The sequence below is a fragment of the Bradyrhizobium sp. Ken64 genome (assembly GCF_055807555.1).
Window position 1 is genome coordinate 104,841 of the sequence record NZ_JBVVPA010000015.1, and the last position, 23,840, is coordinate 128,680.

Annotated in this window: 20 protein-coding genes; 11 read left to right on the plus strand and 9 right to left on the minus strand. The window is 64.2% G+C overall.

All coding sequences use genetic code 11. The features are described from left to right. The first annotated feature begins 18 nt into the window (after positions 1-18). From prfB to AC0L2F_RS23675, 4 genes are all read left to right on the plus strand, one after another. A protein-coding gene (gene prfB / locus AC0L2F_RS23660; protein WP_473250037.1) for a peptide chain release factor 2 occupies positions 19-1,150 on the plus strand; the annotation gives its coding sequence in 2 pieces (ribosomal slippage) (positions 19-87 and positions 89-1,150; 1,131 coding nt in all). Then, on the plus strand, positions 1,150-2,031 hold the full coding sequence (locus AC0L2F_RS23665) for an NAD(P)-dependent oxidoreductase (RefSeq protein WP_473250038.1): 882 nt from the start codon (positions 1,150-1,152) through the stop codon (positions 2,029-2,031). The genes prfB and AC0L2F_RS23665 overlap by 1 nt, the downstream gene beginning before the upstream one ends. 138 nt (positions 2,032-2,169) lie before the next feature. Continuing rightward, positions 2,170-3,081, plus strand: coding sequence for a DMT family transporter (locus tag AC0L2F_RS23670; protein WP_473250039.1), 912 nt, complete (start codon positions 2,170-2,172; stop codon positions 3,079-3,081). Positions 3,082-3,187: 106 nt separating this feature from the next. After that, positions 3,188-4,423 (plus strand): ABC transporter substrate-binding protein, encoded by a 1,236-nt coding sequence (locus AC0L2F_RS23675; RefSeq protein ID WP_473250040.1) that lies wholly within the window; start codon positions 3,188-3,190, stop codon positions 4,421-4,423. Positions 4,424-4,527: 104 nt separating this feature from the next. Here the strand turns inward: AC0L2F_RS23675 and AC0L2F_RS23680 are convergent, their stop codons facing one another. The 3 genes from AC0L2F_RS23680 to AC0L2F_RS23690 all read right to left on the minus strand — a co-directional run bounded on the left by AC0L2F_RS23680 (position 4,528) and on the right by AC0L2F_RS23690 (position 7,274). Then, a complete protein-coding gene (locus AC0L2F_RS23680; RefSeq protein WP_473250041.1) occupies positions 4,528-5,013 on the minus strand; it encodes a low affinity iron permease family protein in 486 nt (161 codons plus the stop codon). A 99-nt stretch (positions 5,014-5,112) separates the two neighbouring features. After that, complete coding sequence (locus AC0L2F_RS23685) at positions 5,113-6,471, minus strand: M23 family metallopeptidase (protein WP_473250042.1); 1,359 nt, start codon at positions 6,469-6,471, stop codon at positions 5,113-5,115. 110 nt (positions 6,472-6,581) lie between these two features. After that, on the minus strand, positions 6,582-7,274 hold the full coding sequence (locus AC0L2F_RS23690; protein ID WP_473250102.1) for a peroxiredoxin: 693 nt from the start codon (positions 7,272-7,274) through the stop codon (positions 6,582-6,584). A gap of 204 nt (positions 7,275-7,478) precedes the next feature. On the opposite strand from AC0L2F_RS23690, the gene AC0L2F_RS23695 reads away from it, so the two are divergent. Next, positions 7,479-11,276 carry a YhdP family protein gene (locus AC0L2F_RS23695; protein WP_473250104.1) on the plus strand — a complete coding sequence of 1,266 codons (3,798 nt, stop codon included), beginning with the start codon at positions 7,479-7,481 and terminating at the stop codon, positions 11,274-11,276. A 264-nt stretch (positions 11,277-11,540) separates the two neighbouring features. Here AC0L2F_RS23695 and AC0L2F_RS23700 read toward each other — a convergent pair whose 3' ends face one another. The 4 genes from AC0L2F_RS23700 to tyrS form a co-directional block, all read right to left on the minus strand. Continuing rightward, complete coding sequence (locus AC0L2F_RS23700; RefSeq protein ID WP_473250043.1) at positions 11,541-13,235, minus strand: methyl-accepting chemotaxis protein; 1,695 nt, start codon at positions 13,233-13,235, stop codon at positions 11,541-11,543. Between the two features lie 396 nt (positions 13,236-13,631). Continuing rightward, positions 13,632-14,036, minus strand: a complete 405-nt coding sequence (locus AC0L2F_RS23705) for a DoxX family protein (RefSeq protein WP_007609771.1) — start codon at positions 14,034-14,036, stop codon at positions 13,632-13,634. A gap of 219 nt (positions 14,037-14,255) precedes the next feature. Further along, positions 14,256-15,512, minus strand: a complete 1,257-nt coding sequence (locus AC0L2F_RS23710) for an MFS transporter (RefSeq protein WP_473250044.1) — start codon at positions 15,510-15,512, stop codon at positions 14,256-14,258. 57 nt (positions 15,513-15,569) lie between these two features. Then, the gene (gene tyrS, locus AC0L2F_RS23715; protein ID WP_007609781.1) at positions 15,570-16,823 is read right to left on the minus strand and encodes a tyrosine--tRNA ligase; all 1,254 of its coding nucleotides are present in this window, start codon (positions 16,821-16,823) and stop codon (positions 15,570-15,572) included. A 164-nt stretch (positions 16,824-16,987) separates the two neighbouring features. On the opposite strand from tyrS, the gene AC0L2F_RS23720 reads away from it, so the two are divergent. From AC0L2F_RS23720 to AC0L2F_RS23730, 3 genes are all read left to right on the plus strand, one after another. After that, on the plus strand, positions 16,988-18,091 hold the full coding sequence (locus AC0L2F_RS23720) for an anhydro-N-acetylmuramic acid kinase (RefSeq protein ID WP_007609782.1): 1,104 nt from the start codon (positions 16,988-16,990) through the stop codon (positions 18,089-18,091). A 108-nt stretch (positions 18,092-18,199) separates the two neighbouring features. After that, a complete protein-coding gene (locus AC0L2F_RS23725; RefSeq protein WP_473250045.1) occupies positions 18,200-18,877 on the plus strand; it encodes a glutathione S-transferase family protein in 678 nt (225 codons plus the stop codon). Positions 18,878-18,887: 10 nt separating this feature from the next. After that, the gene (locus AC0L2F_RS23730; protein ID WP_473250046.1) at positions 18,888-19,211 is read left to right on the plus strand and encodes a DMT family transporter; all 324 of its coding nucleotides are present in this window, start codon (positions 18,888-18,890) and stop codon (positions 19,209-19,211) included. Between the two features lie 121 nt (positions 19,212-19,332). On the opposite strand, the gene AC0L2F_RS23735 is transcribed toward AC0L2F_RS23730, so the two are convergent. Together AC0L2F_RS23735 and AC0L2F_RS23740 are read right to left on the minus strand one after the other, a co-directional pair. Continuing rightward, entirely contained in the window at positions 19,333-19,980 is a 648-nt protein-coding gene (locus tag AC0L2F_RS23735) for an alpha/beta hydrolase (protein ID WP_007591562.1), read from the minus strand. Positions 19,981-20,319: 339 nt separating this feature from the next. After that, entirely contained in the window at positions 20,320-21,039 is a 720-nt protein-coding gene (locus AC0L2F_RS23740; protein WP_473250047.1) for a LytTR family DNA-binding domain-containing protein, read from the minus strand. A 4-nt stretch (positions 21,040-21,043) separates the two neighbouring features. Between AC0L2F_RS23740 and AC0L2F_RS23745 the strand changes: the two genes are divergently transcribed. The 3 genes from AC0L2F_RS23745 to AC0L2F_RS23755 all read left to right on the plus strand — a co-directional run bounded on the left by AC0L2F_RS23745 (position 21,044) and on the right by AC0L2F_RS23755 (position 23,735). Then, entirely contained in the window at positions 21,044-21,184 is a 141-nt protein-coding gene (locus AC0L2F_RS23745) for a hypothetical protein (RefSeq protein ID WP_245313399.1), read from the plus strand. A 169-nt stretch (positions 21,185-21,353) separates the two neighbouring features. Further along, on the plus strand, positions 21,354-22,544 hold the full coding sequence (locus AC0L2F_RS23750) for an acyltransferase family protein (protein WP_473250048.1): 1,191 nt from the start codon (positions 21,354-21,356) through the stop codon (positions 22,542-22,544). Positions 22,545-22,595: 51 nt separating this feature from the next. Further along, on the plus strand, positions 22,596-23,735 hold the full coding sequence (locus AC0L2F_RS23755) for a cysteine desulfurase family protein (protein WP_473250049.1): 1,140 nt from the start codon (positions 22,596-22,598) through the stop codon (positions 23,733-23,735). The last annotated feature ends 105 nt before the right edge of the window (positions 23,736-23,840 follow it).

Here is a 23,840-nt window from a genome sequence, read left to right on the forward strand (position 1 = left end):
GCGAGACCAGAGAATCCCATGCGCGCCGAAGTCGAACGGTTGGTAGAAGAGATCAAGCAGTCTGTCGGGCTGCTGAGGAGGCATCTTTGACGTCGAGAAATCGACGGCGCGCCTCGCTGAGCTGAACAAGCTCGCAGAAGATCCCAACCTCTGGAACGATCCCCAGAAAGCCCAGAAATTGATGCAGGAGCGCACCTCGCTCGAGGATGCGCTCTCCGGCATCGGCAAGGTCGAGCAGGAGCTCGAAGACGACATCGGCATGATCGAGCTCGGCGAAGCCGAGGGCGATGAGGGCGTCGTCAAGGAAGCCGAAGCCGCGCTGAAGACCCTCAAGAAGGAAGTTGCCCGGCGCGAGCTCGAGGCGCTGCTGTCTGGCGAGGCCGATAGTTTCGATTCCTATCTCGAAGTGCATGCCGGCGCCGGTGGCACCGAGAGCCAGGACTGGGCGCAGATGCTGCTCCGCATGTACTCGCGCTGGGCCGAAACCCACGGCTTCAAGGTCGAGATGCTGGAAGAGTCCGAGGGCGAAGAGGCCGGCATCAAGTCCGCGACCATTCAGGTCTCCGGTCACAATGCCTATGGCTGGCTCAAGACCGAGGCGGGCGTGCACCGCCTGGTGCGGATCTCTCCATTCGATTCCAACGCGCGGCGGCACACCTCGTTCTCGTCGGTTGCCGTGTTTCCCGTCATTGACGACACCATCAAGATCGACATCAAGGAATCCGACGTCCGCGTCGATACCATGCGCTCCGGTGGCGCCGGCGGCCAGCACGTCAACAAGACCGAGTCCGCGGTACGGCTGACGCATATCCCGACCGGCGTCGCCGTGGTCTGCCAGGCCGGCCGCTCGCAGCACAAGAACAAGGCGCAGGCCTGGGACATGCTGCGCGCGCGGCTTTACCAGATCGAGCTGAAGCGGCGCGAAGAGAAAGCCGCCGCCGACCAGGCCGCCAAGACCGACATCGGCTGGGGCCACCAGATCCGCTCCTACGTGTTGCAGCCCTACCAGATGGTGAAGGACCTGCGCACGGGTGTGCAGACCTCCGACACATCAGGCGTGCTCGGCGGCGATCTCGACGACTTCATGGCCGCGACCCTGGCGCAGCGCGCCTTCGGCACTCCCGGCGCCGACATCGAGGACGTCGACTGATGCCCCGCATCGCCTTCATCGGGCTTGGGCGGATGGGGCATGGCATGGCCGGGCGCTATCTCGATGCCGGCTTCACGGTGACGCTTTGGAATCGCAGCAAGGCCAAGGCGGAAGACCTGATCGCGCGCGGCGCGCAGTGGGCGACCTCGCCTGAGGACGCGGCGATCGACGCCGACGCCGTCGTGACCATGGTCGCCGATGACGAGGCCTCGCGTGCGGTCTGGCTCGGGCCGAAGGGCGCGGCCAAGACGGCGAAGGCCGGCACCATCGCGATCGAATGTTCCACCGTCTCCTATGACCATGCGCGCGAGATGGGCCGCGAAATGAACGCGCGCGGGCTGATCTATATCGATTGCCCCGTGACGGGATTGCCGGATGCTGCCGCCAGCGGAAAGCTGACGCTGCTCGTTGGTGCCGATGCCGCCGATCTCGAACGCGCGCGGCCCTATCTGACACCGATCGGCTCGACCATCCGCCATTTCGGCGCGGTCGGCGCCGGCACGGTCTACAAGCTGATCAACAATCTGATGGGCGCGATCCAGATCGCGGGCCTCGCCGAGGGGCTTGCCATTGCCGAGCAGGCCGGGCTCGACATGAACCTCGTGCTGGACTCGATCCAGGCTGGCGTTGCCGCGAGCCCGCAGGTGCAGCGTCACTCCAGGCGCATGGTCGCCCGCGATTTTTCCGGCGCGACGTTCACGGCGGCGCTGCGGCACAAGGATGCCGCCTACGCAGTGAAGCTCGCCGAGAGCCTGCTGGCCGACAAGCCGCTGGTCGCGCGCGCCGCGGTGGAGGCCTACGCGCAAGCGAAGGCCGCGATGCCTGACGACGACGAAGGTAAGATGATCGAGTTGGTGTCGCGGCCGAAGAAGCCGTCCTAGCGGATCACATCGACACAGGGCAGCCTCGTTCGCCTCCTTCGAGCATCAGTCTTGTAAACGGGTGCGTCGTCGGAAATCGGGTGGCGCGGTTCGCCGTGTTGTCCTAGGCGGCTGTCTCGGCCACCGTCATGAGATGCCATGTCCCCGAACGACAACCGTATCGATGCGCGCGACTGGTCGCTGCTCGCTGTGCTCTCGGTGCTCTGGGGCGGCTCGTTCTTTTTCAATGGCGCGGCGCTGCGGGAATTGCCGCCACTCACACTGGTGTTTTTGCGCGTTGCACTTGGTTCGGCCCTTCTGCTGCCGCTGCTCCGCATGCAGGGCACCAGTCTTCCCCGGGGCATAGCCGGCTGGAAGCCGTTCGTCGCGATCGGGCTCCTCAACAACGTCATCCCGTTCTCGCTGATCGTGATCGGCCAGACTTTCATTCCGAGCGGGCTGGCGTCGATCCTGAATGCCACCACGCCGCTGTTCACGGTGATCGTGATGGCGGCGGCAGGCGAAGAGGCCCTACAGCTGCGGCGCGTCGCCGGCGTGGCATTGGGCCTCTCCGGCGTGATCATCCTGCGCGGATGGGGCGTTGAAACACGGGCCGGGCAGGGACTCGGCATCCTGCTCTGCCTCGGCGGCGCCTTCAGCTATGGCTTTGCGGCGCTGGCGGCGCGGCGGTTGTTGAAGGACGCAGCCCCGCTGGGGACGGCCGCGTTTCAACTGATGGCTTCCACGGTGATGATGGCGATCGTCGCCGGCGCCATGGAGCAGCCGTGGCGTCTGCCGATGCCGGGCGTGACGATTTGGCTCGCGGTGCTTGGCCTTGCCGGCCTGTCAACGGCGCTCGCCTATATCGTCTTCTTCCAGATACTGCGGCGCTCGGGCGCGACCAATGTGATGCTGGTGACACTGCTCATTCCCGTCACCGCCGTTCTTCTGGGATGGCTTGTGCTGGGCGAAGCGATCTCCATGCGCGAGATCGCGGGCGCGATCGTGATCGGCAGCGCGTTGCTGGTGATCGATGGGCGCGTTCTGAACCTGCTGCGGCGCGGCACATAGTTCCGAAGCCGTCGTTTCACCTCACGGAAAATCGCGGCGCTTGCCAGCTGCAGGCGGCCTTGCGACACTCTCGGCAAAACAAGACTACAAAACAGGGGAGAGAACGATGCCGGGTCGTCGCAATAACCTTGCTGCCCTCGCCATTCTTGCTGCCGGCGTGCTCGTCACGACACCGGCCCTGGCGCAGAAAAAATACGATCCCGGCGTCACCGACACCGAAATCAAGCTCGGCAACATCATGCCCTATAGCGGGCCGGCATCGTCCTATGGCGTGATCGGCAAGACCGAGGCCGCGTTCTTCAAGATGATCAACGATCAGGGCGGCATCAACGGGCGCAAGATCAATTTCATCAGCTATGACGACGCCTATTCGCCGCCGAAGGCGATCGAGCAGGCGCGCAAGCTGGTGGAAAGCGACGAGGTGTTGCTGATCTTCCAGCCGCTCGGCACGCCCTCGAATTCCGCGATCATGAAATATATGAACGCCAAGAAGGTGCCGCAGCTCTTCGTCGCCTCCGGCGGCACCAAGTTCGGCGACCCCAAGAATTTCCCATGGACCATGGGTTTCCAGCCGAACTACCAGAGCGAGGGGCGGATCTACGCGAAATATATCCGTGACAAGTTTCCGAACAGCAAGATCGCGGTTTTCTGGCAGAACGACGACGCTGGCAAGGACCAGTTCAAGGGCCTTAAGGACGGGCTCGGCGACAAGGCCAGCATGATCATCGCCGACAAATCCTATGAGGTCAGCGATCCCTCGATCGACTCGCAGATCGTTGCGCTTCACGATTCCGGCGCCGACATCTTCTTCTCATGGGCCGCGCCGAAAGGCTCGGCACAGGCGATCCGGAAGGTCGGCGAGCTCGGCTGGAAGCCAAAATTCTTCCTCGCCAATACGGCGACGTCGATTGCCTCTGTGCTCAAGCCGGCCGGGCTCGACTATTCCAAGGACATCATCTCGACCGCGTATCTGAAGGATCCGACCGACCCGACCTGGGACAAGGACCCGGCCGTCATCGCGTGGCGCACCTTCATGGACAAGTACTATCCCGAAGGGGACAAGACCAACGCCAACAACCTTTATGGCTACGTCCAGGCGGAGGCGATGGCGCAGGTGCTGAAGCAGTGCGGCGACAACCTCACACGTGACAACGTGATGAAGCAGGCCACGAACCTGAAGGACTTCCACACCGACCTGATGCTGCCGGGCATCATGGTCAACACCTCGGCCGACGATTACTTCCCGATCGAGCAGATGCAGCTGATGCGCTTCAACGGGCAGGCCTGGGAGCTGTTCGGCGACGTCATCACCGGTGAGGTCGGCCACGAGCGCGGCCAGTAGTCAAGGCTGGCTGATCACAAGGGAGGCGCTGGCGAGTAGAGCCTGCCGAAGCAGTGCGATTCCGAACGAAGCTGCGCCTCGTCGTTTTCCGGTGTTTCCCCAGCTTATTCGGTGACGAGATCGGCGGCGCGTTTCGCCTTCTTCCCGGCATTCTTGACCGTCTCTTCTCCGACCTTTTCGGCCTCGGCGCGAAGCTCACACTTGGTGCGGATCTCGTCGAGCTCGTCGTCGGTCAAATGCTCAATTCCCACGAAGGAATTGTGCGCCGCGCTCACCCGGATCAGTTCGTCGAGTTTCACCTGGATGGCCGCGCTGTCGCGATTCTGGGAATTCTGAATCAGGAAGACCATCAGGAACGTCACGATCGTGGTGCCGGTGTTGATCACCAACTGCCATGTATCGGAGTAATGGAAGACGGGACCGGTGACCGCCCAAACCAGGACGACGCCGGCGGCAATCATGAATGTCAGCGCGCGCCCGGCAGCTTGAGATGTTCGGTTAGCAATATCGCTGAAGAGTTGAGCCGCGCTGTTGCGTGGCTGGTCCGCCTTGCCCTCGGCCGGACGAGCTTTCGTATCGGTCTTTTGCATCAGAAGATCGCGCCATTGAGGACCTAACGACCTAACGCGGAGGGAACTCCGAAGTTCCGCCGTGTAAACCCGGACTAGGCGAGAGCGCTCCCAACGAGTCTAGCCCGCGCTGAGCCGCACGCCGGCGCGCAGGAATTTCTGCGGATCGACTGCTTCGCCGTCGATGCGGGTTTCATAATGCAGATGCGGGCCGGTGGAACGGCCTGTCGACCCGACGAGACCGACGACCTGGCCGATCTTCACGATCTCGCCGACCCTGACGTTGATCTCGGAGAGATGGCCATAGCGGGTCGCAAGACCATTGCCGTGATCGACCTCGATCATGCGGCCGTAGCCGCCCGACCAGCCGGCCGAGACGACCTTGCCGTTGGCGGTGACGCGAACGGGATCGCCGCTTGCGGCGCGGAAGTCGAGCCCGGTGTGCATCGCGGGCCGGCCAAGGAATGGATCGCTGCGCACGCCGAAGCCGGAGGTGAACTCGACCTCGCCGATGACGGGCTTGCGATAGGGCACTAGTGCGAGCGTGCGATTGAGCCGGTCCATCTCGGCGCGGGTGCTGTTGATGCGATAGAGCTGCTTCTCGAACGGCCCCGAACTGGCGGTGAGTTTTACGGGTACGAAAGGCCCGCCCATCGCCGTGCGCGGCACGGCGGCTTCGAGACTTGCGAGGTTCAGGCCGAGATCGCTGACGACGCCGCGCATCCGGCGCATGCGCGAATCCATGCCTTCCTCGACGGCGTTGAGTGCCGCCATCTGGCGGCGCTCGACCTGGTCCAGCGAGGTCGTGAGCCGAACGACGACGTTGTCGAATCCCTGGTTCTTGGCGAATTGATTGACGGGCGGAGCTGCGAGGGTCGGCGCGCGCGATTCGAGCCGCGCTTCGCGATCCGGGGGCGCCACGAAGATCACGGTGTCGCTGATCGGCGAGGGCTTTGGTGTGCCCTGCGTCGTCTGGCTGGCATCGCCACGCTGCGGGCTGGAACGGGGAATCGATCCGGTCACGTCCGGCATGGACCCGAGCGCCGTGGCCCGGGACTCCAGCGCCGTCTGGCGCTTCATGATCTGGTCGAGCTTCTGGTCGAACTGCTCCTGGTCGAGCAGCTGCCGACTGGTGGTGCGGTCGACCTTGGCGCGCAGCTCGGCGATGCGGTCCTCATAGGCGTATTGCATCTCGGCCTGCCGGGCGATCAGCCGGGTGAGGACGTCGTCGCGGAAGGCGAAATAGGTGGCGGTTGCGGCCGACCAGAGCCCCAGCAGCACGACCGTGCCGACCACGATCCAGAACACCACAGGCCCCAAGCGAACCTGCTTGCCGTGATGCACGATGGTGTAGGCGTCGTCGGTGTCCGGAAGGGGGAGCGCGGTTGCCACCGCGGCAGCACGGCGATGAAAGGCTCGACCGTGGTCGTGGGGGTGATGTTGGGGGTACTGCGAGAATTGGGCAGAACTTTTCGACATCGGCACTCCCGCGCCGGTCGGATGAGTCCGTACGGCCTAATTGCCGCGGCAATCTGGCCCAGTCATGGTTAATTTTCCGGAAACGGAACCGCTTGAATTTAAATGATTGGTTAAAGGCTCCTTGCGGCTTCCAGCACCTCGTCGGCGTGGCCGTCGACCCGGACATTGCGCCAGATCCGGGCGATCCTGCCGTCGGCGCCAAGCAGCATCGTGGTACGAAGAATTCCCAGGAAGCTCTTGCCATACATGGACTTTTCGCCCCAGGCGCCGTAGGCCTCCAGCATCTCGTGCGTCTCGTCCGAGATGAGGGGCACGCCGAGACCGTGCTTGTCCCGGAATTTATCCTGAGCCTTGACCGGATCAGCGGAGATACCGAGCACGGCGGTGCCGGCCGAGGCGAAGGCGCCGGTGAGCCGGGTGAAATCGATGGCCTCCCTGGTGCAGCCCGGCGTGTCGGCGCGGGGGTAGAAGAACAGGACCAGCTTCTGGCCGGTATAATCCGACAGCGCGACGACACCGCCACCGTCGCGGGGCAGGCGGAAGGCGGGAGCCTTCTTCCCCTCGGCCAAGCCGGCCTTCGCCGCCGTTTCGGGCGCGGATGCCGATTTGGAAGAATTTAACCGTTTCGATGCGGCCTTATGCGATGCTGTCTTTGCTATGGTCCCAGTTGATTTGCTCGCCGGTGTCCGCTGTGTTTTCGCGGGCTTGGTTTGAGTCGCTGCCCGCGTTTTCACGGGCGTCTTTTTAGCCGTCGGACTGCCGGAGGGCGTTTTGGACGATTTCTTTCGGGATTTCTTGGACATACGCCTTCCTTTCGTCGCTTTCGGCGGGTCAACCAAAGCGGTATTGCAGCCCTTTTCCGCTATGCCGGAATCGTGCCCTCGGCAGGGCGAGTCTGACGACGCCGGAGTCTGGTTACAAGGAATTCCACGCACCACCCCACTGCTCGTTGAACGCGCTCCCGGGGCGACATGACGAACAGAAGGAATATTCGAGGTATGGCGGCAATGCCGGCGCGGGAAGCTTCGCTTCCCGTCGACGGCTGCGGCCCCGGCGGCGCTCAATCCCACGACGGGCGCCTGTATCGAGAGGCAATGGCAAGGAATACGTCGCCCCAGGATTACAATCGGGATTCGGATCGGCGCGGCAGCCAACCAGAGCAACAGCAATGGGACGACGCCGATTGGGATCCGGATCAGGAAGCGGCGGCGGGCTATCGTGCGCGCCGGCTGTTGTCGCGTTCCAATTCGGGCTTCCATCGCTTCGCTGACGGGTTTGGTCCGTTGCGCCGCTGGTTGGGCGGTGGTCGCTGGCTGAAGCGCGTGGCCGTGGTCATCGGTGCCCTGATCGTCATCTTCGTCGGCTGTTTCGGCTCGCTGTGGTGGCGGCTCGGCGCCGGGCCCATCAATCTCGACATTGCGACGCCGTGGCTCGCGGCCGCGATCGAGGACAATATCGGTCACGGCAACACCGTGGAGGTCGGCGGCACGCAGATCGAGCGGGCCGGGCGGATCCGGATCGCCGTGCGCATCCGCGATATCGTCGTGCGCGACCACGATCACGTCATTGTCGCCACCGCACCGAAGGCCGAGGTGAAGCTGTCGGGTGCAGGCCTGCTGATGGGGCATCTGCGCGCCGAGAGCCTCAACCTCGTCGATGCCGAGCTCGCGATCCGGATCGCGCCTGACGGCACGGTCACGGTGTCGGCTGGTGACACCGCCAAGCCGCTTGCAACCGGTGTCGCCTCCAAGAAGGACGCGGGGCTGCCGCCCACTTTCCCGCGCAACGGTGTACCACCGCCGCCATTCGCCACCGAGCCTGCGACTCCCGATGCATCGCAAGCCGCGACCCAGGCCACGGCCCCGACCGGCATTCTTCAGGGCCTCGACTGGCTCGACAGCCTGAGCATGACCGGCCTCGACGGCCAGAACCTCAACGAGATCGGCCTGAAGAACGGCAATCTGATCGTCGACGACCAGCAGCGCGGTAGCAAATGGACGTTTGAGAACATCACGCTCAGCCTGCGCCGTCCGAGCCGTGGCGGCGTCGCGCTCAGCCTCGGCGAGGAGGGCGCGCGTCCGTGGTCGCTGCGTGCCACGATCGGCCCCACCGAGAACGGCGTGCGCTCGGTCGATATCCGCGCCGACAAGGTCTCGACCGCCAACATCCTGCTGGCGCTGCGGGTGAAGGACCTCACCTACACCGCCGACCTGCCGCTGACCGGCGAGCTCAAGGGCGAGCTCGGCCGCGACGGCGTGCCGACCTTTTTTCGCGGCAAGATCGCGGTCGGTGCCGGCAACATCATCGATACCGATACGCCCGACTATCCGATGGCGATCGACTCGGCCGAGATCAATGTCGAGTGGGACGCCAATCGGCGGGTGCTGGTCGCTCCGTTCAAGGTCCTCTCGGGCGCGAACCGTCTGACGCTTCTGGCTCACGTCGAGCCGCCCAACGGCACCGTCAACGACTGGCAGCTCGGTTTCAGCGGCGGTTCGATCCTGCTCGGCGGCATCGACAACGAGCCGCCGCTGGTCTTCAACCGTATTGCGATCGGCTTCCGCTTCGACACCGACCACAAGAGGCTGCTGTTGACGCAGGCCGATATCTCCAACGGAGAGATCGGCGTTGCCGGCACCGGTGCCATCGACTATTCGGGCGAGCCGCGGCTGACATTGGGTTTTGCGGGAACGCCGATGTCGGCCTCCGCGCTCAAGCGGATGTGGCCGACGCTTGTCGTCCCCGAGTTGCGCGAATGGGTGATCGAACGGATCGAGCGTGGAACGCTCCAGCGCATCGAGATCGGCGTTAATTCACCGACGAAGAATCTTCCGCGCAAGGGCCCACCCATTCCCGACGACGGCCTGTCGGTCAATATCGTGGCGAGCGGTGTCACGGTTCGCCCCGTCGATGGCCTGCCGGTGGTGCACGATGCCGATTTGAAGGCGCGTGTGACCGGCCGCACCGCGACCGTGAATATCGGGCAGGGCATCGCCGATACGCCAGCGGGCCGCAAGATCACGATTTCCGACTTCGTCTTCGAGGTGCCCGATATGGCGCCCAAGCCGTCGCCGTCGCGGACCAGGTTCCGTGTCGAAGGCCCGGTGCCTGCGGCGGCCGAAATGCTTTCCAATGATCGCCTGAGCGATCTGTCGTCGACCGTCATCGATCCCAATACCAGCAAGGGGACGTTCTCGGCGAACGTCCAGCTTGGGTTGCCGGTCAAGGGCGAGCTGACCAAAGCCGATACCACCTACAGCGTTACCGCCGATCTCAACGGTTTTGGTGCCGACAAGCTGGTGATGAACCAGAAGCTGGAGGCCAACAACCTCAAGATCGTCGCGAGCAACCAGGGCTATCAGGTCAAGGGCGACGTCAAGATCAACGGGCAGGCGGCCTCGCTCGACTATCGCAAGCCGGCCGAGGGCGATGCGGACGTCAAATTGCAGACCACGCTGGACGATGCGAGCCGCGCGCGCCTCGGATTCGATCTGGGCCCCGCCGTCAGCGGATCGGTGCCGATCAAGCTGTCCGGCAAGATCGCCGGCGGGCCCGACCAGACAACGAAGCTCGGCATCGAGGCCGACCTGACCTCGGTCAAGCTCGACAACATCCTGCCCGGCTGGGTCAAATTGCCGGGCAGAGCGGGCAAGGCCAGCTTCAAGGTGGTGCCGACGGCGCAATCGACGCGTCTGGAGGACATCGTCATCGAAGGCGGCGGCGCTGCGATCAAGGGGTCGCTCGAGGTCGATGCCAACGGCGACCTCATGAACGCGAACTTCCCGACTTACGCGCCGTCCGACGGCGACAAGGCGTCGCTGAAGGTGGAGCGCAGCCAGGAGGGCGTGCTGAAGGGTACGATGCGCGGCGACGTCTTCGACGGCCGCGGCTTCCTGAAATCCGCGATCTCAGGCAGTTCCAAGGACGATGCCAAGAGCAAGACGAAGAACGTCGATTTCGACATCGACGTGAAGCTCGGCGCCGTCATGGGTTTCAACGGCGAGGCGATGCGCAGCGTCGAGGCCAAGATGTCTCGGCGCAATGGTGCGGTCAAAGCCTTCACGCTGAGCGGCAGGATCGGAAAAGACACGCCTGTGGCCGCCGATTTGCGCGGCGGCCGCGCCCAGGGCAACCGCGAGGTGATCTATCTCCAGACCAGCGATGCCGGAAACTTCCTGCGCTTCACAGACACCACCAACAAGGTCTACGGCGGCCAGATGGTGGTGGCCATGGAGCCGCCGACATCGGAGCCCACGACACGGGAAGGCTTGATCAACGTGCGCGACTTCTCGGTCAAGGGAATGGATCAACTCGATCGCGTCGCGGCGGGCGCTCCCAACGGTGCGCAGAGCGGCGTCGCCTTCTCGGCGTTGCGCGCGGAGTTCACGCGGCAGAACGGCGCGCTCACGATCCGCGACGGGGTGGTCAAGGGGCCGATGATCGGCGCCACCATCGAGGGCTCGATCGACTTTCCCGGCAATCAGGTCTGCATGAGCGGCACCTTCGTGCCGATGTACGGCGTCAACAACATCTTCGGCCAGATCCCGTTGTTCGGCATCTTCCTCGGGGGCGGCAACAATGAAGGATTGATCGGCGTGACCTACGAGGTCGTCGGCACGCCGGCCGCGCCCGTGATGCGCGTCAATCCGATTTCGGCGATGGCGCCCGGTCTGTTCCGCAAGATCTTCGAATTCAACACCGGCAAACAGAACTCGCCGTTCGAGGAATTCCCGTCGCAATCGAGCGATGGCTCGACCGGAACGACGCGCCAGCTCTCGAGCGGCTGCACCCTCGCGCGGCGATAGCGGCGAGGCTGGGCTGATTTCGTTGACTGCGATGAAGTCGGGCCGCCGCCAGGACGGAGCTGCGCTCCTTCCCCCGCTTGCGGGGGAGGGTTGGGGAGAGGGTGTCTCCGCAATCGAGAGCCCCCGAGAGGAGAGAGCCCTCACCCGGCGCTTCGCGCCGACCTCTCTCGCAAGCGGGAGAGGTTCAGAACCCGCGGCGCGCTCCTGCGTGCTTAACCCCGCGCAACATTCTCGGTAGAACGCGCGCCTAGCTAGCCGGCCGCGTTACGCCGCGCGCACGCCGGCCAGGAAGGTCCCGACTTCGCCGGAGAGCTGCTCGGCCTGCTTGGAGAGGTTCGAGGCCGCGGCGAGCACCATGCCTGCGGCATTGCCGGTCTCGTTCGCTGCCGTGCTGACGCCCCCGATATTGGTGGTGACCTCCTGGGTCGCCTCGGCCGTCTGCGAGACGCTGCGGGCGATCTCGGCGGTGGCGGCGCCTTGCTCCTCGATCGCGGCGCCGATCGAGGTGGCGATCCGGCTGACTTCCTCGATGGTGGCGGTGATGCCGCCGATGGCGTCCACCGCTTCCTTGGTCGCGCCCTGGATCTGGGCGATCTTTTCGCCGATCTCACGGGTCGCTTCCGCGGTCTGGCTCGCCAGCGACTTCACCTCGGAGGCGACGACGGCAAAGCCGCGTCCGGCTTCGCCGGCGCGTGCGGCCTCGATGGTGGCGTTGAGCGCGAGCAGATTGGTCTGCGCCGCGATGCTGGAGATCAGCTCGGCGACGTGCTCGATCTGCTGGGCGCCCTCCGAGAGGGCACGCACGATGGTGTCGGTGCGGCGCGCGCTGTCCACGGCGCGGCCGGTGACCACGGCGGACTGCGCGACCTGACGGCTGATCTCGGTGATGGAGGAGGAGAGCTCCTCGGCGGCGGCCGCGACCGTCTGGACGCGCTGGCTGGCTTCAGTGGCGGCCGAGCCGACGACGGCGGCGCGGCGGTTGGTGCCTTCCGCGGTCGACGACATCGACTTGGCGGTAACCTCCAGCTCGCCCGAGCCCGAGGCCATCAGGCCGACGAGCTGGCCGACGGAGGCGTCGAACCGGTCGGCAAGCGAGATCAGCGCGTCGCGCTTCTCCTGTTCGCTGCGGATCTTGGTGGCGACCTGCTCGGCCTCCAGCTTGCGCGCCGTCAGCGCGGTCTGCCTGAGCACTTCGAGGGTCTCGGCCATGCGGCCGATCTCGTCGCCGCGACCGGTCTCCTCGACCGGCGCGTCGATGGCGCCTTCGGAAATGGCCTGCATGCGGTTCTTCTGGCGGTCGAGCGCGCCGAGCACGTCGCGGGCGATCAGCCATGACAGTGTCGCCATCAGCAGCATCAGGCCGATGCCGATCGCCCCCAGCTCCAGAGTCAGGGCTCGCACGTCGGCGTCGATGTCGTCGACATAGAGGCCGTAGCTGATCGTCGCGTTCCAGGGCGCGAATTTGCGCGCGAAAACGGTCTTGCGGACGGGCTCCGTCTGGCCGGGGCGGGGATAGAGATAGGAGGTCACGCCGCCCTGTGCGGTCTCAGCGCCGGCCTTGATAATGGCGTCGGCGATCAGGACGCCATTGGAGTCCTTTGCGCCCGTGATCTTGCCTTCGAGCTGCTGGTTGGCGCCGTTGACGATGAGGGACGTATCGGCGTTATAGACCACCGGATAGCCTTGGCCGCCATTGAAGCTCATGCGGCGGCCGCGCTGGTGGAACTGGACCTTCGCTTCGGCCTGCGTCAGCTTGCCGGCGCCGACCTCCTCTTCGAGTGATTGGGCGAGGTTGTGGAGCATATCGACCGCGGTCCGCATCTGCTGGACGCGGTCCTCCAGCATGCGGCTCTTGCTGAGCACGGACGACACCCCGATGATGGCCGTGACCGTGAGTGCCGAAAGACAGACCATGCTGGCGAGCTTGGTGCGGATCTTGAGGTGGCTCAGCAGCTTCATCACGGCCTCGACGGAATGGTTATTGTTGCTCGCGTCGGTAGCATGAAATTCTTACCAATCATGAATGGACGCGTGCGACGGCTGCCGCGCGAGCGGCGTCCGCGAGCTGCATGCGCAAACATCCATGCGGAAATGCGCCGTGTCGGCGCATGGCAAGTCAACTGGGAGAAGGATTGTGTGGGTCTTTAGTCCCGACCGAATCCGGTGGGAGCGGACATGAACCGATTCGTCCACCGCCTCATCATGTCGATGCTGCTGGTCGCGGTCCTCGTCCTGGTCTGGAACGTGCTGGGCTCGCGCTGAGATGGCACCCGTAAATGTACTGGTGCCATCCCTTTATTCACGAATCAATTGCTGACGCCTCAGCGCCGCGCGAACGCGCCGCCGGTTGTGCCGCTAGTCCTTGCCCATCGCCGCATCGGCGCTGACCGAGCCGCCGCCGGCTGCCGAGAGGTAGAGGCAGGCGAAGCAGAACAGGATCGCCGCGGTGCCACCATTGAGCAACGGCAGGAACACCGGCGTCTCGCCCTTGAACATGTGGCCCATGAAATAGGCGAAGGCCATCTCACCCGAGAGGATGAACGCCGCGAGGCGGGTGAACAGGCCGATCATCAGCAGCGCGCCAAGCACCAGCTCAAGCGTACCGGCTGCGTAGATGATCGGCGGGATGTTTGCGAAGTAGGGAAGCACCGGAAACTTGAAAAGCTTGGCGATGCCGTACTGGAGCAACAGGAGTCCAGTGATGAAGCGAAACAGGCTCAAGAGAACCGGTTGAAAGCGAACGAGATAGGGAAAGTTCATTGGTTTGTGCCCTCCATCCAATGCTTGCGACTAGCCGCATTCAGTTCTGCCCTGCAAGCCACCCAAGGGCAATTTGCGCTGACATTTTTGTCATGTCGGACAAAACACCGCAGCCGGGACTTTCAGCCGCGCGCGATGCACATTTTTTGCAGCTATTCGCGTCGTGCCCATCCGTAATTTCCCGGTGACGCGAATGCGCTCAGGTTACCTTCGGGAGACCTAGCGCCGCAAAGCGGGCACGACCAGGAACGGGATCATCCCGAGCACCACGCTTGCAAGCGCGAAGGCGAGCAGCGCGTTGTAGCCATGGGTCGCGTCATGGATCAGGCCGCCGCTCCAGGAGCCGAAAGCCGAGCCGAGCCCGCTGCCGATCGAGATGGTGCCGTAGATGGTGCCGACGCGCTTGCCCCCAAAGATCTTCATCGCGGTCGCCGTGATCAGCGGTCCACGTGAGCCCATCATGCTCCCGAAGCAGACCACGAATCCGGTGAGCAGGAGGAGATTCGCGGAGTACTGCAACAGCCACAGCAGGAAGATGCCGAGGATCGAGATCGCGTAGCTGAGCAGCACCGACGGCCGGCGTCCAATCAGGCCGTCGAGCGCTGACACGCCAAGCATGCCGAACACCAGCACGACGCCGGAAAAGCCCCAGGCCGTCGCGGCCTGCAGCGGCGGAAAGCCGGCATCGATCAGATAGGCCACGATCTGGGCGGCGATCGCATACATGCCGACCGCAGTGAAGAAGAATGTCGAGAACAGCGCCCAGAAGGCGTGATGGCGCATCGCGCTCGGAAGGGTCCAGCCGTGATCGACGAAATCCGGATCGGTCTTCTTCGCGATATGCGGCGAGCCCGAGGCGAACAGCCGCCATGGCAGCAGCATGAGCGGCACCAGCAGGCCGAGCGCGGCGAAGCCGAACAGCTGGTAGGTTTCGCGCCAGCCGAGATGATCGATCAAAAGCTGCGAGGCCGGCAGCAGCGCCAGCACGCCTCCACCCATGGCCGAGTAGACCACCGCCATCGCGGTCGGCAGCTTTGGGCCGAACCAGCGGCCGAGCAGGATCGAGTTCGGCACATTGCCGATGAAGGCAACGCCGATGCCGACGCAGAGTCCGATCGAGAGCTGGAACTGCCAGAGTGACTGCGCGTGGCTTGCGATCAGGAAGGCCGAGCCGAGCAGCAACAGCCCGAGTGCATAGACGATGCGTGGGCCGGAATGATCGAACAGGCGCCCGACCAGCGGCGCCATCAGTCCGCTGACGAGCCAGGTCAGCGAATAGATCGAGACCACCTGGGCGCGATCCCAGCCGAAATTTTCCGAGATCGGCTTCAGGAAGACGGTGAAGCTTTCGCTGAGGCCGCGGCCGAGCACGGCGAGTGTGAAGCAGAGCGCGAGCACCACGAGCGCGGTGCGCACGACGCCCTGCGGCGTCGCCGTGACGCGCTTGGACTGTTCCTCTCGCGTGTTCTGGTTCATTGCCGATCAGGGAGCGCGCTTCAGCGCGCCCTGACAAGCAGCGAAAAGCTCATACGCCTATGCAGGCCTCAGGAGGATGTGCTTCTTCTTGCCGAACGACAGCTTGACCACGCCTTCCGGCGTCAGGTCGGCCGCCGACAGCGCCATCTTCTCGTCGGTGACGGGCTCGTCGTTGACGCGAAGGCCGCCGCCCTTGATCTGGCGCCGTGCTTCGCCGTTGGAGGCAACGAGGCCCGCCTTGACGAAGGCGTTGAGCACGCCGAGGCCGGCGTCGAACTCGCCGCGCGGAATTTCCACGGTCGGCAGGCTCTCGGCCAGCGCGCCTTCCTCGAAGGTGCGGCGCGCGGTCTCGGCCGCCTCGTTCGCGGCCTCGCGACCATGCAGGAGCGCGGTCGCCTCCGTGGCGAGCACCTTCTTGGCCTCGTTGATCTCGGAACCTCCGAGCGCCTCGAGCTTCCTGATCTCGCTCATCGGCAGCGTCGTGAACAGCTTGAGGAATTTGCCGACGTCGGCGTCCTCGGTGTTGCGCCAGTACTGCCAGAAATCATACGGCGAGAACTGGTCGGCGTTGAGCCAGACCGCGCCTTGCGCGGTCTTGCCCATCTTGGCGCCCGACGCCGTGGTCAGCAGCGGCGTCGTCAGCGCGTACAGTTGATGGGTGCCCATGCGGCGGCCGAGATCGACGCCCATGATGATGTTGCCCCACTGGTCGGAGCCGCCCATCTGCAAGTTGCAGCCGGTCCGCCTGGCGAGCTCGACGAAGTCATAGGCCTGGCAGATCATGTAGTTGAACTCGATGAAGCTCATCTCCTGCTCGCGCTCGAGGCGCAGGCGCACGGAGTCCATGGTCAGCATGCGGTTGACCGAGAAGTGCCGGCCGACGTCGCGCAGCATCTCGATGTAGTTGAGCTTTGTCAGCCACTCGGCATTGTCGAGCATGATGGCGTCGCTCTTGCCGTCGCCATAGCGCAGCACTTTTGCGAACACACCACGGATCGATTCCTTGTTGGCCTCGATCTCGGCGACAGAGCGAATCGCGCGCGTCTCGTCCTTGCCGGAGGGATCGCCGACCATGGTTGTGCCGCCGCCCATCAGGGTGATCGGCTTGTTGCCGGATTCCTGGAGCCAGTGCAGCATCATCATGGTCAGGTAATTGCCGATGTGCAGCGAGCGGGCCGTGCAATCGTAACCGACATAAGCCGTCACCTCGCCCTTGGCGGCGAGCGCGTCCAGCCCCTCGAAATCGGAGCACTGATGGACGAATCCACGTTCCTGCAGCGTGTTGAGGAAATCCGATTTGAATGCAGTCATTTGTCGGCGCGCCTGACAATTCTTGGTTTACTGTTTTGGGAGCAATTTAAGGGTCTTCCGTGGGAACTCGGTTGCTGCCCGCCACTTTGGCCTGTGGCATTATAAGATGTGTCCCTCTGGCACAAGATCGGCATGCCGGAAGGGTCTCTTGAGGACGCTGATCCATGATGTTGACGGCACTCGGTTTGATGAGCGGCACCTCGCTGGACGGGGTGGATGTCGCGCTGATCGAAACCGACGGAAAGCAGGTGAAGGCGTTCGGGCCATCCGGCTACCGGCCGTATAGCCCGGCGGAGCGCAACCTGCTGCGGCAGGCGCTGAGCGAGGCTGTGCAGCTGTCGCAACGCGATGCCCGACCGGGAGTTCTGGCCGAGGCCGAACGCGCCGTGACGCTGGCGCACGGCGAGGCGGTCGCCGCCTTTGTCGCCCAGAACCGGATGAGGCCGGAAGACATCGACATCGTCGGCTTCCACGGCCAGACCGTGCTGCACCGCCCCGAGAAGCGACTGACGGTCCAGATCGGCGATGCGCCGGCGCTGGCCAGGGCGATCCATATCCCCGTGATGCATGATTTCCGCGCCGCCGATGTCGAGGCCGGCGGGCAGGGCGCGCCATTCGTGCCGGTTTATCACCGCGCGCTTGTCCATTCGCTGGAACGCGAAGGACCGATCGTTGTCGTCAATATCGGCGGCGTCTCCAACATCACCTATATCGACGGCAACGACACGCTGATTGCCTGCGATACCGGGCCCGGCAACGCGCTGCTCGACGATTTCATGTACCGCACCATGAACCAGGCGTTCGACGCGGACGGAAAGTTCGCAGCCCTCGGCAAGGCGGACGACGCCTGGATCGCGCGGGCGCTGGAGTTGCCGTTCTTCGCAAGCCCGCCGCCGAAATCGCTCGACCGCAACGATTTTGCCGCACTGAAGCTCGGCGAGGTGCAGCCGGCCGACGGCGCCGCGACTCTGACCGCCTTCACTGCGGCGGCCATCGCCCGCATCATCCCGCTGCTGCCACGCAGGCCGCGAAGCTGGATCGTCTGCGGCGGCGGCGCCCGCAACCGGACCATGCTCCAGATGCTGCGGGAGCGCGTTGGGTCCGCCACTGTCGAGGCCGCCGAGACAGTCGGCTGGGCCTCCGACGCCATCGAGGCGCAGGCCTTCGGCTTCCTCGCCGCGCGCGGCCTGAAGGGCCTGCCGCTGTCGTATCCCGCTACCACGGGGGTGCCGATGCCGATGACGGGCGGGGTGATCGCGCGGCCCTGAGGTAATTCCGAGATTGGTGCCGGTCGATGCAAATGCATTGAACTTGACGAGTGCATGCAAATGCATCTATATTGGATGCAGTTGCATCCAACCGCCGGGATCCTCGCCATGACCGCTTCACTCAAACTGATCAGCCACAAGCTTTGTCCCTACGTGCAGCGCGCGGTGATCGCGCTCAAGGAGAAGGGCGTTCCGTTCGAGCGGGTCGACATCGATCTCGCCAACAAGCCGGACTGGTTTCTCAAACTGTCGCCGCTCGGCAAGGTGCCGGTGCTGGTCGTGACGAGCGAGAAGGGCGAGGTCGCGCTGTTCGAGAGCAACGTGATCTGCGAGTACATCGAGGAGACGCAAGGCGGTGTGAAGCTGCATCCGGCGGTTGCCTTGAAGCGTGCCGAGCACCGGGCGTGGATGGAGTTTGGTTCAGCAGTGCTCGGCGACCTCTGGGGGCTGGAGACCACGACGGACCCGGCGACCTTCGAGAGCAAGCGCCAGGCACTCGTGGCGAAGTTCGCGCGTGTCGAGGCCGCGCTCAGCGCAGGCCCATTCTTTGCGGGCGATACGTTCAGTCTCGTCGATGCAGTGTTCGCCCCCGTCTTCCGTTATTTCGACGTGTTCGATGAAGTGACCGAACTCGGCATCTTCAAGGATCTGCCGAAGGTGCGGGCGTGGCGCGCCGAGCTGGCGAAGCGTCCGAGCGTCCGCACTGCCGTGGGCGCCGACTATCCGCAATTGCTGCGCGCTTTCCTCGTGCGCCACGACGCGCATCTGCTCAAGCTTGCGGCCTGAGCCGACGCCGATGTCGCAATCCATGGCCTGGCTGATGCTGGTGATCGCAGGCCTCCTCGACGTCGGCTGGGCGATCTCGATGAAATACGCGGAGGGCTACACGCGCGCAGGCTGGAGCATCGTCTCGCTCGTGCTGCTCGCCGCCTTCGTTGTCCTGCTCGGGCGTGCCTTGAAGGTGCTCGAGGTCGGCGTCGCCTATTCGGTCTGGACCGGCATCGGCGCCGCCGGCACCTTCGTCATGGGCGTCGTGCTGTTCGGCGAGACCTTGAGCGCGATGAAGCTTGCGGGCATCGCGCTCGTCTTGATGGGAATCGTCGCGCTCAAGCTCGCCTGAAGCCGAGCTTAAGTTTCGTAGCCCGGATGGAGCGCAGCGCAATCCGGGGCCTTGTCTCGCGGATGGAGCTTGCCGGATTTCGCTTCGCTCCATCCGGGTTACAAGGCTCAGCGACGAGGCCTCAGCGCACGTTGGCGAGGCGCATGTCGAGATAGGCGGTGATGGTTTCCATCAGCGGCTCGAGCTTGGCGTCGAAAAAATGATTGGCGCCGGGAATGACCTGCTGGTCGATCACGATGCCCTTCTGCGTCTTCAGCTTCTCGACCAGCGTGTTGACGTCCTTGGGCGGCACCACCGCATCCTTCTCGCCATGCACGATGAGCCCCGAGGACGGGCAGGGTGCGAGGAACGAGAAGTCGTAGAGGTTGGCGGGCGGCGCGATCGAGATGAAGCCCTCGACCTCCGGACGGCGCATCAGCAGCTGCATGCCGATCCAGGCGCCGAAGGAGAAGCCGGCAACCCAGCACGCGCGGGCTTCGGGATTGATGGTCTGCGCCCAGTCGAGCGCCGCGGCCGCGTCCGACAATTCGCCGGTGCCGTGGTCGAACGAACCCTGACTGCGGCCGACGCCGCGGAAATTGAACCGCAGCACCGAGAAGCCGCGATGCGCGAACGCATAGTAGCACTGGTAGATGATCTGATGATTCATCGTGCCGTGAAACTGCGGATGCGGATGCAGGACCATCGCGATCGGCGCATTCTTCTGCTTGGCCGGATGGTAGCGGCCTTCGAGACGGCCGGCGGGGCCGGTGAAAATAACTTCAGGCATGATGATCTCTTGATTGATCCCTTGAAGACGCTCTTCAACAATCAACCGATTGTGCGGATTTCATCGGCTGCTGGGCCGATCAAGCCGCGAATGGAAGGGTGGAGCGGCGCCCTCGGATGATGCGCGAGCGGCGCGCGGCGAACTGACGCGCGCGTTCTAACATGAGGCGAGGGTCAAAAAGCAAGCATCTTCGGCATCTCTCAACGAGCTCAAGAACTTAGCTGGTCGTGACGATGTCGTGAGCGCCCGGCGCATGTGCTCCTGCCGCTGTCGTTTAGCGGCAGGAGCTGATGATGTGGGCCGCAATGGAGCTCATGAGCCTCCGGCAAGTAACTGGAATTACAACGTTTTTTCGTTCGTTCGGCGATCCGCGGGCGTTTCCCGTGATTGCCGCCCGGCCCCGAGCGAGACGACAGCCGGCCGGTAGCGGCGGCTGCCCCCAAGCGTCTGCCCGTTGTCGAAAGTGAGTTCGAAATCCCCAGATGGCCTGAGGTCGAGGCTGCTCACGCGGTCGAGATTGGCCAGCTTTGTGCGGTGGACGCGCACGATGCCGAGGCGCGACAACTCGCTCTCCGCCATTGCGAGCGTGCCACGGATCAGGTGCTGGGTGCCGTCAGCGAGGCTGTATTCGATATAATTACCGGCGGAGGCGACCCACAGGATATCGCGGGGCACGACGCGAATGCGGCTTGTGCCGTCTCTGAGCCAGATCAGATCGGGGGGTGGGGATCGTTGCGGGCCGGCCGGCGCGGGCGGGATCGACGTTGCAACGCTTTTCAGCTCGCGCCGGCTTTCGAGCAGCCAGAGCGTGCTGCCGATCAGGAACACGGCCACGCTGTCCTTGCGAAATTCGTACAGGACCGTCGCAAGCGAGAAATGGAAGTCATAGGCGCCTCCGGCAAGCCATAGCGCGAGCTTCCGAATCCAGACCATGCCGGTGATGTGAAGGGCCGAGAAGCCGAGCAGGGCGACGACGCCGATCCAGACCCGCATGAGGGCCCCGGCGCGACGCATCCGCCGCATCGCGAGCACGAGCATCGGCAGCAGCAGCAGGATCACGGCGATGCTCGAGAGCTCCCAGAAAAGCCGCTTGCCGACGTCGGAACTGTCGCCGCGCCAGGCGGCATCCTGCGCTCCGGAGAGTGCATTCACGATTCCGATCGCGAGCGAAACCGCGGCGATCGCGATGAACATCGTCCAATGATTGCCGCTGGCCCCCGAAGCCCAGCCGCTCGTCCCCGCGGACGGCACTTCATCCCTTCGTTCCCTGTCCTGATCCCAAACCGGCTCGACGCGCTCGGTTTGTGAGGCATTTTCCGTGTCAGCCATGGCCGATGAACCGTATTTGGCATCCCCTCAAGGAGCAGAAAACCATGTCAACACCACTGCAACTCCCAATCGCGGAACGGCGCATCGACCTGGATTGGGTACGGATTTTAGCCTTCGGGCTTCTGATCTTCTATCACGTCGGCATGCTCTACGTGTCCTGGGGATTTCACATCAAGAGCGCGCACCGGCTGAGCTGGCTCGAGCCCCTGATGCTGGTCATCAATCCATGGCGGCTGTCGCTGTTGTTTCTGGTGTCCGGCGTCGCCACTCGTTTCATGCTGGGCAAGTACAATTTCGGTGCCTTCGTCCGCACGCGCTCGGCACGGCTCCTGATCCCACTGATCTTTGGCATGTTCGTGATCGTGCCGCCGCAGTCCTACCTCCAGATCGTTGAGAGCTTCGGTTACCCTGCCGGCTTCGCCGATTTTTACGTCCGGCACTATCTGGCGTTCGGAGCGCAATTCTGCCCGAACCCCTGCATTGTGCTGCCGACCTGGAACCATCTCTGGTTCGTGGTCTACCTGTGGGTCTACACTGTCGCGCTGACGGGCGTGCTCTGGCTGTGGCCCATGCTGGCCGATCGGGTCGGTGCGAGACTGGCTGTCCTGCTCGCCGGGCCCGGGCTGCTGGTCCTGCCGTGCCTTTTGTTTGCGGCTTGGCGCTTGTTCCTGTTCCCGGCCTTTCCGTCGACGCACGCGCTGTTCGGCGACTGGTACAACCATGCGGACCATGCGACCGCGTTCCTGATCGGCTTCCTGCTGGCGAAAGAGGGCAACATCTGGCGCGACATCGAACGTCAGCGCTGGATCGCGCTCGCCCTTGCCGCAGGCCTGTTCGTTGTGTTCATTCTGCTTCGTGCCGGCCTGTTCGAGACATCGATGCTGAGGTGGTTCGCGGGCCTGGCATATGGTTGTTATCAATGGCTGGCGATGGCCGCTGTGCTGGGCTTTGCGCGCCGCCACTTCACCGCCGATGGCGCCGCGCGCCGGTACCTGACCGATGCCATCTTTCCCTATTACATTGTGCACCAGACCGCGATCATCATGATCGCGCACGCACTCAAGGGCAGCGATTTGTCCGCCGGAAGCGAGGGCTTCATCGTCATTGCCTGCACCGCGGTCACCTGCGTGGTTACTTACGAGGTGGTACGGCGGATCGCCTGGTTGCGGCCGCTGTTCGGTTTGCGGATCGAGCGGTGCCGCGCGGCCGCGACCGCGCAGCAGCAGGCGGCCTGATGCGAATCGGCTTCCGATTGGCGCGAGGACAAAAGGTGCTATGAGGGCGACATGCCGACCCGTGTCTATCTCGACTGGAATGCGACCACGCCGCTGCGCTCCCAGGCGCGAGCGGCGATGGTCGCGGCCTGGGAGCTGATCGGCAATCCGTCCTCGGTTCATGCCGAGGGGCGGGAGGCACGTCGGCTCGTCGAGGCAGCCCGGTCCACGCTTGCCGAGGCCGTCGGGGCGCTGCCCCGGAATGTCGTGTTCACCTCGGCGGGAACAGAGGCCAATGCGCTTGCGCTATCGCCGGGCCTGCGGGGGCCGTCTGGCGGGCCTGTCGAGCGGCTTCTGGTCTCGGCTGTCGAGCATGCTTCGGTGCTGGCGGGCGGCCGGTTCCCGGCGGATAAGATCGGTCGGATCAGGGTCACGCGCTCCGGCGTGATCGACCTTGACCATTTGAAGGCGCTGCTCGGCGACGGCCCGCCGGCGCTGGTTTCCATCATGGCGGCCAACAACGAGACGGGCGCGCTGCAGCCTATCGCCGAGGCCGCGGCAATCGTTCACGGGGGTGGCGGCCTGCTGCACGTCGATGCAATCCAGGCGCTTGGAAAAATCCTTTTTAATATCAAAGTGATCGGCGCAGACCTTGCGACCTTTTCTGCGCACAAGATCGGCGGCCCCAAGGGTATCGGCGCGTTGGTCGTGGCCGAGGGTGTGGCCGGACTTGAGCCGGTGCTGCGGGGCGGCGGGCAGGAGCTGAACCGGCGCGCCGGAACCGAGAATGTCGCCGGCATAGCCGGCTTCGGGGCAGCGGTGCGGGTTGCCCTTGAGGCTTTGCCGGAGGATGCGGAGCGGATGGCAAGCCTAAGAGATCGCTTGGAAAATGGCATTCGCTCCATGGCCGGCGCAACGGTCTTCTCAAGTGACGTCAGGCGGTTGCCAAATACCGTTCTTTTCACGGCTCCCGGCTTGAAAGCCGAGACCGCGGTGATCGGTTTCGACCTCGAAGGTGTCGCGGTGTCCTCGGGATCTGCCTGTTCCTCGGGCAAGGTGCAGCCGTCCCACGTGTTGTCGGCAATGGGGTATGATCCGACCGTCGCCCAAGGAGCGGTGCGTCTTAGTCTGGGCTGGTCCACGGGGCTGGATGACATCAACAGGGCGTTAGAGGCTTGGCGAAAGCTCGGTAATACCCTACTTAAGGGATAAGCGATGAGACACGGCTCGAATGGTTCTAAGCACGTGCGTCCCGCCAAGAAACATCGTAATAGTCGTCCGAGTTTGATGATCCACCGCGGTCCTTGAAACCGCGAG